Below are 13347 nucleotides of genomic sequence, written 5' to 3'. Positions count from 1 at the left end.
AACAATGGCTGTATTTATTAACAAAGATACGAAGGTAATTGTACAAGGGATTACGGGCGAAACAGCTCTTTTCCATACGAAGCAAATGCTTGAGTATGGTACTAAAATCGTAGCAGGTGTAACACCAGGTAAAGGTGGACTTGAAATCGAGGGAGTTCCTGTTTTCAATACAGTAGCAGAAGCTGTAGCTGCAACAGGTGCTACAACTTCAGTTATCTATGTACCTGCACCATTTGCGGCAGATGCAATTTTAGAAGCTGTTGATGCTGAATTAGAATTAACAATCTGTATCACAGAGCATATTCCTGTCCTTGATATGGTTAAGGTTAAACGTTATATGGAAGGCAAAAACACTCGACTAGTAGGTCCAAACTGTCCAGGTGTTATTACAGCTGATGAATGTAAAATTGGTATCATGCCTGGTTATATTCATACAAAAGGCCATGTAGGAGTTGTTTCTCGTTCTGGTACATTAACATATGAAGCAGTACACCAATTAACACAAGCTGGAATTGGTCAAACAACTGCAGTAGGTATTGGTGGAGACCCTGTCAACGGTACAAACTTCATTGATGTACTTGAAGCCTTTAATAATGATCCAGAAACATACGCAGTTGTTATGATTGGTGAAATCGGTGGTACAGCTGAGGAAGAAGCAGCGGCATGGATTAAGGCAAATATGACAAAACCTGTTGTAGGCTTTATTGGTGGACAAACTGCACCTCCTGGCAAACGTATGGGTCACGCTGGTGCTATCATTTCTGGTGGTAAAGGAACAGCAGCTGAGAAAATTAAAGCAATGAACGAAGCTGGTATTGAAGTTGCAGAAACACCTTCTGTAATTGGTGAAACATTGATTAAAGTAATTAAAGAAAAAGGGCTATACGAAAAGTGTAAAACCCATTAAAATGGAAGATGTAGCCATTACGGCTACATCTTTTTCATTATTTATACACTGTTTATCATACTTCATTCAACAATTACCTACTTACTTATGAAGAAATCAACAATTTTGTGGCAGATGTTATAAATAATAATGCAATGTTGTGTTGAAAATTATCATGCGGTCATTTAATTTCTTCTATTATAAAAGGAGGTTTATTGAATGATTCTCGCAGTAGATACGCAGAGATTACTAGCCTTACATTATGTGTACCCATTACCACTACAGAAACTTCAGCAATTGTTGTCCCCTGTGAATATTTTAAGCTCTTTTGAAGACATTCATTATGACGACCTCGCAAAAGTTTTACAAATATCGGCAAAAAAAGCACATCAACTTTCTCAGCGCTTTCGACAAATTATGACAACACCACTTGAAGAGGCCTATGCACGGGCTAATATATTCCCCATCCCGTTTTATCATCCCTATTTCCCGGCGCAATTATTTGAAATATCAAGTCCACCTACTGTATTGTATGTGAAAGGTCAATATTCCCTGTTAACAAACAAAAAACAGATAGCTATTATAGGCTCTAGGAAGGCGACAGCGTATTCAAAAAGAGCGATAGACTTAATTGTCCCGCCGCTTATTCAACGTGATTATACGGTTGTTAGTGGGCTTGCAAGAGGTGCAGATACAATGGCACATAGGGCGACTATCGATATGGGCGGTCATACAATAGCTGTGCTTGGACATGGTTTTAATTATCTCTATCCATCAGAAAACCGCATTCTTGCTACGCAAATGGCAGAGCACCAGTTATTAATGACAGAATATCCTCCTCATATGAAGCCTGAAAAATGGCATTTCCCAATGCGTAACCGAATCATTAGTGGTTTATCTCAAGCATTAGTTGTGACAGAAGCGGCATTAAAAAGTGGTACGCTTATTACAACAGAGCTTGCATTAGAGCAAGGAAAAGATGTGTTTGTGGTGCCAGGACCTATAGACGCAACGCAATCAAAAGGGACAAATCAATTGCTTTTTGAAGGAGCAATTCCCATAGTGAATGGTCATCAAATCATTGAAACATTAGACCTCTTTTCTAACAAAAATTGAAAAAAAGTTGCATTATCTTAAAATCTGTTATACATTTTGCAACAGGTAACTTAAAAAATTAGTAATAGACCTCGCTAAGGGGGAGACATAGATGGCGGATTATTTAGTGATTGTAGAATCACCAGCAAAAGCAAAAACAATTGAACGGTATTTAGGAAAGAAATATAAAGTGAAAGCGTCGGTTGGACACGTACGGGATCTTCCACGTAGTCAGATGGGCGTTAGCGCGGAAAATAATTTCGAGCCTAAATATATTACGATACGTGGTAAAGGACCTGTGTTACAGGAATTAAAGTCTGCTGCTAAAAAAGTAAAGAAAGTTTATCTAGCGGCCGATCCAGACCGCGAGGGAGAAGCAATTGCTTGGCACCTTGCGACTGCGTTAAATATTGATATTCACTCAGATTGTCGTGTTGTATTTAATGAAATTACTAAAGATGCAATTATAGAGTCTTTTAAAAACCCACGTCCAATTAACATGGATTTAGTAGATGCGCAGCAAACAAGACGTATATTGGATCGACTTGTTGGCTATAACATTAGCCCAATTCTATGGAAAAAGGTAAAAAAAGGTTTATCAGCGGGTCGGGTACAATCTGTAGCACTACGCATGATCATTGATCGTGAAAATGAAATTAAAAACTTCCAACCTGAAGAATATTGGACAATTGAAGGAACGTTTGAAAAGGGAAAAAAATCATTTGATGCCCTTTACTATGGAAATGGTAAAGACAAAATAAAATTAACAAATGAAGCACAAGTAAAGGCAATCTTAAAAGATGTTAAAGGAACAAACTTTGATGTTGTCAATGTAACGAAAAAGGAACGTAAGCGTAATGCTGCACCAGCCTTTACAACATCATCTTTACAGCAAGAAGCTGCACGAAAATTAAATTTCCGTGCTAAGAAGACCATGATGCTAGCTCAGCAATTATACGAAGGTATAGATATTGGAAAAAAAGAGGGGACAGTCGGGTTAATTACTTATATGCGTACCGATTCCACACGTATTTCTGATACGGCAAAAGCAGAAGCGGTTACGTACATTGAGGGTAAATATGGAAAAGAATACATTGCAACAGAAATAAAACAAACAAAGAAAGCTTCAAATGCACAGGATGCGCACGAAGCAATACGTCCAACAAGTACAATGCGGACACCAGATGAATTAAAGGCGGTACTTAGCCGTGATCAGTTACGCTTATATCGCTTAATTTGGGAGCGCTTTATTGCGAGTCAAATGGCACCGGCAGTACTTGATACTGTAGCTGTAGATCTTCAAAATGGTGATGTTTTATTCCGTGCAAATGGCTCACAAGTTAAATTCGCAGGCTTTATGAAACTATATATTGAAGGTACTGATGATCAAACTGAAGAGACGACAAAACTTTTACCTGAGATGGAAATTGGTGATCAAGTAAAATCGCTTGAAATCGAGCCTAAACAACATTTTACACAGCCACCACCACGTTATTCTGAGGCGCGACTTGTTAAAACAATGGAAGAACTAGGAATTGGGCGCCCGTCCACATATGCACCGACCCTCGATACAATTCAGCGCCGTGGCTATGTTGTATTAGATGCTAAACGCTTTATGCCAACAGAGCTAGGAGAGATCGTACACCAACTCGTACTAGAATTTTTCCCAGATATCATAAACATCGAATTCACAGCACAAATGGAACAAGATTTAGATGATATTGAAGAAGGCAATCGACAATGGAAAAAAGTTGTGGAGGAATTTTACAAAGACTTTGAAGTCCATGTAAAACATGCGGATGAAGCTATGGAAAAGGTTGTCATTAAAGATGAGCCTGCAGGAGAAGACTGCGAGCTTTGTGGATCTCCAATGGTCTTTAAGCTTGGACGATATGGCAAATTTATGGCTTGTTCTAATTTCCCGGATTGTAGAAATACAAAAGCGATTATGAAGCCTATTGGTGTGAAATGTCCTTCCTGTGAAACGGGCGAGATTGTGGAGCGAAAAAGTAAAACAAAGCGTCTATTCTATGGTTGCAATCAATATCCTGAATGTGAATTTGTCTCATGGGACAAGCCGATTAATAGACCATGTCCAAAATGTAGTGCATTATTAGTAGAGAAAAAGATAAAAAAAGGTGTGCAAATTCAATGTACGAAGTGTGACTATGAAGAAGCACCAACTCAATGATAGGAAGATGGTAAGAAACATGACTGAACAAGTAGTAAATGTAATTGGAGCAGGGCTGGCAGGTAGTGAGGCAGCTTGGCAAATTGCTAAGCGGGGTATAAAAGTTAAACTTTATGAAATGCGTCCAGTAAAGCAGACACCAGCGCACCATACTGATAAATTTGCTGAGCTTGTTTGTTCTAACTCATTGCGGGCAAACGGGTTAACAAATGCTGTAGGCGTTATAAAAGAAGAAATGCGTATGTTAGATTCTGTTATCTTAAAGGCAGCAGACCAATGTTCAGTACCTGCTGGAGGTGCCTTAGCAGTAGATCGTCACGAATTTGCAGGGTATGTAACTGAAACTGTGAAAAACCATCCACTTGTGGAGGTTATTCATGAAGAAGTCACAGAAATTCCAGAAGGTATTACAGTTATTGCAACAGGACCATTAACTTCAAAAGCTTTAGCTGAAAAAATTCAAGGTTTAACGGGTTTAGATTATTTATACTTTTACGATGCAGCAGCTCCTATTATCGAAAAAGATAGTATTGATATGAATAAAGTTTATTTAAAATCTCGTTATGATAAAGGGGAAGCGGCTTATTTAAACTGTCCTATGACAAAGGAAGAATTCGATCGTTTCCGCCAAGCATTAATCGAAGCTGAAGTTGTACCATTGAAGGAATTTGAAAAAGAAATTTACTTTGAAGGTTGTATGCCAATTGAAGTCATGGCAGCTCGTGGAGAGAAAACTATGTTATTTGGTCCGATGAAGCCAGTAGGTCTTGAGGATCCAAAAACAGGAAAACGTCCATATGCAGTTGTTCAACTTCGTCAAGACGATGCAGCAGGCACGCTTTACAACATTGTAGGCTTCCAAACGCATTTAAAATGGGGGCCACAAAAGGAAGTGCTACAGCTCATTCCTGGGTTAGAGAATGTAGAAATTGTTCGCTATGGCGTCATGCACAGAAACACCTTCATTAATTCACCGAAAGTTTTAGAAAAAACATATCAACTTCGTGAGCAAAAGAATATTTTCTTTGCAGGTCAGATGACTGGTGTGGAAGGCTATGTTGAATCAGCAGGTAGTGGATTAATTGCAGGAATAAATGCAGCTCGTTTAGCATTAGGACAAGAGCCAATTATTTTCCCATTCGAAACGGCATTAGGAAGCATGGCGCGTTATATAACAGAAGCACAGTCGAAAAACTTCCAGCCTATGAATGTAAACTTCGGCATCTTCCCTGACTTACCACCTGGTCGTCGTTCTAAGCCAGAGCGTGCGGAAATGCATGCAACACGCGCAATAAGCACAATTCGAAATTTTGTGAATTCACAAACAATTTAATTGCCAAAAGCCTCTAAAAGTTGTTATACTCTTAGAGGCTTTTTCTTTTTGTAGACAAAATGCTTAATTAGACGTATTTTATTATTTTGTATGGAGTTTTTCTCAAAATATAACTATTTACACTTGCTATATTATGAAGATAGGTTTAGTGTCAATATGTATGTTTATTAATGATAAGGAAAACGATACAAACTTGTAAGAGATGACAAAGGATTGTATATCCGTTATATTACAAGTGTCAGTCATTTAAGAAAATTATTAATAAATTATTGGTGGTGAATCTTTCTGTGTTAGTTTCGTCCCAAGATGCACTCGAACAGTTCATGCTTTACATCCAAGTTGAAAAGAACTTCTCTGTTCATACAGTGCGAGAATATGAATCAGACCTGCTAGATTTTTTAACCTTTTTACAAACAGAGGGAATCGATGATTTAGCAAGTGTTGAATATATACATGCACGTCTTTATGTAACAAAGTTGTACGATGAGAAAAGGGCAAGGGCTTCTATTTCAAGGAAAATTTCCTCGATACGCTCCTTTTTCCGCTTTCTAAATAGACAGTACGGATTAGATGACGGGGCCTTTCGTTCGCTTTATCATCCGAAAAAAGAATCACGTTTACCTAATTTTTTCTACGAAGAGGAATTGAAACAGTTATTTGATGCGAATACTGGTGATGATTTGAAATCATTAAGAAATATAGCTATATTAGAGCTGTTATATGCAACAGGTATTCGTGTGAGTGAACTGACTTCAATTCAAGTAGAGGATGTAGATTTTCATTATTCGATTATACGAGTAATGGGAAAAGGTCGAAAAGAACGAATCATTCCATTTGGTCAATTTGCGAGTTTAGCAATGCAGGACTACATAGAGCAAGCTCGTCCACGATTGATGAAAAAAACGAATCATCTGCAGTTGTTTGTCAATATGCGTGGTGGGGAACTTACTCCTAGAGGGGTACGTCATATTTTAAACGAAATGATTGATAAGGCCTCACTCCATACGAAAATTTACCCACACATGCTTCGCCATACTTTTGCTACTCATTTATTGAATAATGGCGCAGATTTACGGACAGTGCAGGAGTTATTAGGTCACTCACATTTATCTTCTACACAAGTTTACACACATGTAACAAAAGAGCATCTTCGTCAAACATATATGAATGCTCATCCAAGGGCATAATAGAGCTAAGGAGGAAGGCAGATGGGACAAATTCATGCAACAACGATATTTGCGGTTCATCATAACGGAGGCTGTGCTATGGCTGGTGATGGTCAAGTAACATTGGGAAATGCAGTTGTGATGAAGGGTACAGCAAGGAAGGTCAGACGTCTGTTTAATGGGCAGGTCCTCGCTGGTTTTGCAGGTTCAGTTGCTGATGCCTTTACACTTTTTGAAATGTTTGAAGGCAAATTAAATGAGTATAACGGTAATTTGCAACGGGCAGCCGTTGAGGTAGCGAAACAATGGCGTGGTGATAAAATGCTGCGCCAGCTAGAAGCAATGCTACTAGTAATGGATAAAACGACTTTATTACTCGTTTCGGGTACAGGAGAAGTGATTGAACCTGATGATGGCATTTTGGCCATTGGCTCTGGAGGCAATTATGCATTGTCTGCAGGTAGAGCATTAAAAAAATATGCAGGTGAAACAATGACTGCTCGTGAAATAGCTGAAGCGGCATTAGAAACAGCTGCTGAAATCTGTGTATTTACAAATCATAATATTATCGTGGAGGCGCTGAACTAATGACACAAAAAAATTTAACGCCAAGACAAATTACTGAGCATTTAGATCGTTACATTGTTGGGCAGAATGAAGCTAAGCGAGCAGTAGCTATTGCGTTACGAAACCGCTATCGTCGTTCGTTGTTAAATGAAGATATGAAGGCTGAAGTTATTCCGAAAAATATTTTGATGATTGGGCCAACTGGTGTCGGCAAAACAGAAATAGCGAGAAGGATTGCAAAGCTTACTAATGCACCTTTTGTAAAAGTTGAAGCGACAAAGTTTACCGAAGTAGGCTATGTGGGTAGAGATGTTGAATCAATGGTCCGTGACTTGGTAGAAGCTTCTCACCGTCTAGTTAAAGAAGAAATGATGGAGTCTGTCAAGGAACAAGCAGAAGAATTAGCAAATGAAGCAATCGTGAAACTTTTGGTGCCTTCTTTACGTAAAAAACAGGCGATGCAAAATCCGTTTGAAATGCTATTTGGTGGGAAAGAACAACCAACAAATGATGATTCATCAGCAGATGATGGAGAAGTTCGCTCGAAGCGTGCTCAAATTGCCATTGATTTACGCAATGGTAAGTTAGAAAATGAGTGGGTTACTGTAGAGGTAACAGAACAAAATCCATCCATTTTTGATGCGTTACAAGGAACTGGGATGGATATGTCTGCGAATAGTGGTATGCAGGATATGCTCTCTAGTTTAATGCCTAAAAAACAGAAGAAACGCCGTGTGCAAGTAAAAGACGCGCGTCGTATTTTAACAATAGAAGAAGCAAATAAGCTGATAGATGCTGATGAAGTAGCACAGGAAGCCATTAAAAGAGCTGAGCAAACAGGTATCATTTTTATTGACGAAATCGATAAAATTGCTAGTAAAGAAGGAAATACTTCGGCGAATGTCTCCCGTGAAGGAGTTCAACGTGACATTTTACCAATTGTAGAAGGTTCTACGGTTACTACAAAGTATGGTGCAGTGAAAACGGATTATATGCTGTTTGTTGCTGCTGGGGCATTTCATATGTCAAAACCATCAGACCTAATTCCCGAGTTACAAGGCCGTTTCCCAATTCGAGTAGAGCTAGAAAAATTAACAAAACAGGATTTTGTCCGTATTTTACAAGAACCAGATCAATCATTAATTTTGCAATATAAAGCACTTTTAGAGACAGAAGGCGTAGAAATTCATTTCACGACAGATGCTATTGAACGAATTGCTGAGATAGCAACTGAAGTGAATCAGGAAACAGACAATATCGGAGCTCGTCGTTTACACACGATATTAGAACGTTTACTGGAAGAACTATCGTTTGAGGCATCTGAAATTGCGCCTGCCAGTATCCCAATCAATGCGGCGTATGTGGATCAAAAACTTGCGGGAATAGTGAAAAACAAAGATTTGTCACAGTTTATACTGTAAGATAAAGCTGATTAGTATCATTCAATAATAAAAACCTTTAGAATATTTAGTAAATACTCTTCGGATTATTTATAGGAGGAACATATAATGAATTTATTAGAAAAAACACGTAAAATTAACTCGATGCTTCAAGCTTCTGCTGGTAAGCCAGTAAACTTTAAGGAAATGGCCGATACATTAGGCGATATTATCGATAGTAATGTCTATATTTTAAGTCGTAAAGGTAAATTATTAGGTATTTCAATTCACCAACAAATTGAAAATGAACGTATGAAAAAAATGTTCGAAGAGAGACAGTTCCCAGAAGAATACACACATAGCTTATTTACGATCTCTGAAACATCATCAAATTTAGATATTAATAATGAACATACTGCTTTCCCGGTAGAAAATAAAGATTTATTCCAAAATGCTTTAACAACAATTGTACCAATCGTTGGTGGTGGTGAGCGTTTAGGAACATTAATCCTTGCTCGTTTATCTTCACAATTTGAAGATGATGATCTAATTTTAGCTGAGTATGGTGCAACAGTGGTTGGTATGGAAATTTTACGTGAAAAGTCGGAAGAAATTGAAGAAGAAGCTCGTAGCAAAGCTGTCGTGCAAATGGCTATTAATTCACTTTCGTACAGTGAGTTAGAGGCAATTGAACACATTTTCGAAGAACTTGATGGTAATGAAGGCTTACTAGTTGCTTCTAAAATTGCTGATCGAGTGGGTATTACACGCTCGGTGATCGTAAATGCATTACGTAAACTTGAATCAGCAGGTGTCATTGAATCTCGTTCTTTAGGTATGAAAGGTACTTATATTAAAGTACTAAACGATAAATTCTTAAATGCTTTAGCAGAAATTAAAATGAAATAAATACTTCTTTTAAGAAGCTAATGAAAGCGTCTATGGTAAACATAGACGCTTTTTATGTTGTTGAAAAAGACCTTTTAGAAAGGTGAGAGGTGCTTTAGGTTTCGTCATCGTCCAATCCAGAGGAGCGTACAATGAATCCGTTAGTCGAACATGAGGAAAAGTGACTTTTCAGACTAGTGATTGTAATTTTTTACTTTTAATGTAGAACGGTGGAGTAGAAGGCTAATTGATTCCCATGTGAGAAAGTGGAGACCTTAAACAGAGCGATAGTTTTATACTTTAAACTGAGTGAGAGAGAAGTATAGTGGCAAGCAGGTAGTGTGGAATGAAAGTTGTTTTCATCTTTCATAAAATATATTGTTTTTCAAAACAATGATGGTGTCTATGGTAAATATAGACGCTTTTTTGTGTATTATCGAAAATTTAGGGCACTTGTTTTTTAGAGAATTAATATAAAAATATGGATTTCATTGCTTTTATCCTAAAAATGTTCGATAATTTGTCACTACGATTAGCATATAAAAATTTCTAATATGTTACTTTGGAAGAATGGTAAATAAACTTATAGTCACTGTATAAAAAATACTCCCATAGTGATTAAACTAGTAAAAAGGGACCTTTATTTAAAAGGATTAAAAAAGGCGATAAACCTCATAAAAAGGCATTTTTCACAATAAAATCGTAAACACTGTCGAAATGGTGTAAAATAACTAGATGATTATTAATCTTTACTGAAGCCTAGAGACACAAAGGATGGGGAAGTTTTGTCATGGTTGAGAGGGAGAAAAAATAGGGCGTATAGACTATTAAAAAGTGACAAAAGACAATAGACACTAGGTATCATCTTAATTACAATTGTATTATTGGATAAATTAACAAGTACATAGATTTTAAATAAAATGAGGTGAACAGTTTTGAATTTATTTGGAGGAACTATTAGTAGCCTGGAAAATGGACTTTCCTATGCCACTTTAAATCATAAAACAATCGCAAATAATATCGCGAATGTCGATACACCTAATTATAAGGCGAAAAATGTTAGTTTTAAGGATATGTTGGAAGAGCAGAAGAGCATAGCTATTTCTGCATACCGCACTGATAATAGACATTATGATTTCACGTTTCGACAATCTACACCAGGTGTCAATATTGTTGAGAACTTGCGATATAGAAACAATGGCAATGCTGTAGATATGGATGCTGAGCAAGCGAAATTAGCAGAGAATCAAATTTATTATAATGCTCTAATCGATCGTGTTAATGGGAAATTAAACACATTGAATACCGTTATTAAAGGAGGTAAGTAATAGATGACTATTTTTCATGGGATGAATACCACTGCCTCCGCATTAACAGCGCAGCGTTTACGTATGGACGTTATTTCTTCTAATATGGCTAACATGGATACAACTCGCGCTCGTCAAGTGAATGGGGAATGGGAACCATATCGACGTAAGTCCGTGACGCTGTCAGCACAAGAAGGACAATTTTCTAATTTTTTGAATATAGCACTAGGTAAAAATGCAAAAAGTGGTGTTGGTAATGGTGTGAAAATTACTCGAATCTCAGAAGATCAAGAAACACCTTTCAAACTTGTATATGACCCAACTCATCCAGATGCGAATGCAGATGGTTATGTAAACATGCCTAACGTCGATCCATTAAAAGAAATGGTTGATTTAATGTCGGCTACTCGTTCTTATGAGGCGAATATAACTGTATTTAATGCGAATAAATCCATGCTTACAAAGGCTTTAGAGATTGGTAAATAAATTTAAGTAGAAAGGAAGATACATACATGGCCATTTCGTCCATTTCGCTAATGACACCTACTCAGGTTGTAAATAACACGAATAAACTGAATGCTACACCTTATGAAGCGCAACAAAGCTTCGCGAACTCGTTAAAAGAAGCAATTGCAAAAGTAAATGATCAACAAATAACTTCTGATAAATTTACTCAGAAGCTAATTAAAGGTGAAGATGTGGAGTTGCATGAAGTGATGATTGCTTCGCAAAAGGCAAGCATTACCCTAAACGCAACAATTGAAGTTCGCAATAAGGTGATTGAAGCTTACCAAGAAATAATGCGCATGAGTGTTTAATTTTATTGTAAGGATAAGAAACCTCTTTTCAATATAAATTAACAACCACAAATCAGAGTGGCTCATTATGTTCGCAAATTATTGATGGCTAGGTTATTCACTATAACCGGAGGATTCATAATGAATGAACGATTGACAAAAATAAAAAACGACACCAGTCAATTTTGGACAAGTCGAAGTAAAAAGCAAAAAATAGTTATGATTGGCTCCGTGGTAGGTGTAATCGCACTAGCAGCAATCGTGACATTTTTTGCTTCCAAAACTACATATGTTCCACTTTATAAAGATCTATCAACACGGGAAATTGGACAGGTAAAGGAAGCGCTAGATTCCCAAGGTGTGACCTATCAAATTGCTCCAGGTGGAACATCTATTTTAGTGCCAGAAGAGCAAGTTGACTCCTTATTAGTGCAATTAGCTTCAGAGGGATATCCACAAACAGGATCAATCGATTACTCATTTGCTAATAGTTCAGGATTTGGTATGACTGATAATGAATTTAACCTATTAAAAAAAGCAGCTACTGAAACTGAAATTGCTAAACTTTTCAAAAATCTGGAAGGTGTAAAAGATGCAAAAGTTATGATTACTGTTCCTGAGGAAGGTGTATTCGTAACGGATGTTCAAGGAGAGGCAACAGCATCTATCGTTTTAAATACTGATCCTGGCTATAAATTTACGGAACAGCAAATAACTACAATGTACAATTTAGTGTCAAAAAGTATTCCGAATTTAAAGACTGAAAATATAGTGATCTCTAACCAATTTTCAGAGTACTTTGATCTGAATGCAGCAACAGCTGATGGTACTTCCACAACAACAGCTGAAGGCCAATTACAAATGAAGAAATTGGTAGAACGAGATCTACAACGTCAAGTACAAAATATGCTTGGAACGTTGATGGGACAAGATAAAGTAATGGTTTCTGTCACAACGGATATTGATTTCAAGAAAGAAAATCGTGAAGAAAATCTTGTGACACCTGTTGATGAAGAAAATATGGAAGGTATTGCCATAAGTGCTCAGCGAATTACAGAGCAATATTCTGGTACAGGAGCAGCTGCCGCTGCTGGAACACCTGAAGCTGAAACAACTACTGATAACTTCACAACTTATAATGAAGGTACAGCAGGAAATGGTGATTACGAACGTACGGAAGAAACGATTAATAATGATGTGAACCGTATACGTAAGGATATTCAAGAAGCTCCTTATAAAATTCAGGATATTGGGATTCAAGTAATTGTTGAACCACCGACAGCAACTGACGCAGCGTCATTACCGGACGGTGTTCGAGAAGATATTGAGAAAATTTTAAGTACAATTGTACGTACAACAATTTCCAAAGACGTAGCAGCAGAACTTACTCAAGAGCAGATCGATGAAAAAGTGGCGGTATCTGTACAACCATTATACGGTAAGGCAACAGAGGTAGCTGATGAAAAACCAATCATTCCATGGTGGGTTTGGGTTATCGGAGGTATCTTGTTAGCTGTTATCTTATTACTAGCATTCTTCATTATCCGTTCACGTAAACGTGCGAAGGAAGAGGAAGAGTTAAGTATCCTAGAAGAACAAGAAGAATTAATGGTTGATGATATTAATGAAGAAATTGAAACGGAAGCTACAATGCGTCGTAAGCAGCTAGAAAAAATGGCCAAAGAAAAGCCAGACGATTTTGCAAAGTTACTGCGTAGTTGGATTGCTGAAGACTAAC

12 protein-coding genes are annotated in these 13347 nt (G+C 37.4%); all 12 read left to right on the top strand.

The annotated features are described in order from the left end of the window. The first annotated feature begins 4 nt into the window (after window positions 1-4). The 12 genes from sucD (at window position 5) to fliF (ending at window position 13346) form a co-directional block, all read left to right on the top strand. Entirely contained in the window at window positions 5-907 is a 903-nt protein-coding gene (gene sucD, locus VK91_RS05900; protein WP_004229280.1) for a succinate--CoA ligase subunit alpha, read from the top strand. Between the two features lie 198 nt (window positions 908-1105). Beyond that, window positions 1106-2002, top strand: a complete 897-nt coding sequence (gene dprA, locus VK91_RS05895; protein WP_048391625.1) for a DNA-processing protein DprA — start codon at window positions 1106-1108, stop codon at window positions 2000-2002. Between the two features lie 91 nt (window positions 2003-2093). After that, window positions 2094-4172 carry a type I DNA topoisomerase gene (topA, locus tag VK91_RS05890; protein ID WP_016994084.1) on the top strand — a complete coding sequence of 693 codons (2079 nt, stop codon included), beginning with the start codon at window positions 2094-2096 and terminating at the stop codon, window positions 4170-4172. A gap of 19 nt (window positions 4173-4191) precedes the next feature. Further along, complete coding sequence (trmFO, locus tag VK91_RS05885) at window positions 4192-5505, top strand: FADH(2)-oxidizing methylenetetrahydrofolate--tRNA-(uracil(54)-C(5))-methyltransferase TrmFO (RefSeq protein WP_016994086.1); 1314 nt, start codon at window positions 4192-4194, stop codon at window positions 5503-5505. Between the two features lie 287 nt (window positions 5506-5792). Further along, window positions 5793-6692: a tyrosine recombinase XerC gene (xerC, locus tag VK91_RS05880; protein ID WP_004229272.1), complete on the top strand. Its 900-nt coding sequence runs from the start codon at window positions 5793-5795 to the stop codon at window positions 6690-6692. A 21-nt stretch (window positions 6693-6713) separates the two neighbouring features. Next, window positions 6714-7259: an ATP-dependent protease subunit HslV gene (hslV, locus tag VK91_RS05875; protein ID WP_004229270.1), complete on the top strand. Its 546-nt coding sequence runs from the start codon at window positions 6714-6716 to the stop codon at window positions 7257-7259. Further along, on the top strand, window positions 7259-8659 hold the full coding sequence (hslU, locus tag VK91_RS05870) for an ATP-dependent protease ATPase subunit HslU (RefSeq protein WP_048391623.1): 1401 nt from the start codon (window positions 7259-7261) through the stop codon (window positions 8657-8659). Before hslV ends, hslU begins: the two co-directional genes overlap by 1 nt. 87 nt (window positions 8660-8746) lie before the next feature. Then, window positions 8747-9526: a GTP-sensing pleiotropic transcriptional regulator CodY gene (gene codY / locus VK91_RS05865; protein WP_004229266.1), complete on the top strand. Its 780-nt coding sequence runs from the start codon at window positions 8747-8749 to the stop codon at window positions 9524-9526. 914 nt (window positions 9527-10440) lie between these two features. Further along, window positions 10441-10833: a flagellar basal body rod protein FlgB gene (flgB, locus tag VK91_RS05860; protein WP_048391621.1), complete on the top strand. Its 393-nt coding sequence runs from the start codon at window positions 10441-10443 to the stop codon at window positions 10831-10833. A gap of 3 nt (window positions 10834-10836) precedes the next feature. Then, entirely contained in the window at window positions 10837-11298 is a 462-nt protein-coding gene (flgC, locus tag VK91_RS05855) for a flagellar basal body rod protein FlgC (protein ID WP_048391619.1), read from the top strand. A 26-nt stretch (window positions 11299-11324) separates the two neighbouring features. Further along, on the top strand, window positions 11325-11630 hold the full coding sequence (gene fliE / locus VK91_RS05850; protein WP_004269303.1) for a flagellar hook-basal body complex protein FliE: 306 nt from the start codon (window positions 11325-11327) through the stop codon (window positions 11628-11630). A gap of 120 nt (window positions 11631-11750) precedes the next feature. Further along, window positions 11751-13346: a flagellar basal-body MS-ring/collar protein FliF gene (fliF, locus tag VK91_RS05845; RefSeq protein ID WP_048391617.1), complete on the top strand. Its 1596-nt coding sequence runs from the start codon at window positions 11751-11753 to the stop codon at window positions 13344-13346. Window position 13347 lies beyond the last annotated feature (1 nt).

This window comes from Lysinibacillus sp. LK3, assembly GCF_001043675.1.
GTDB lineage: Bacteria > Bacillota > Bacilli > Bacillales_A > Planococcaceae > Lysinibacillus > Lysinibacillus capsici.
This window is presented reverse-complemented; position numbering and strand designations above follow the sequence as displayed.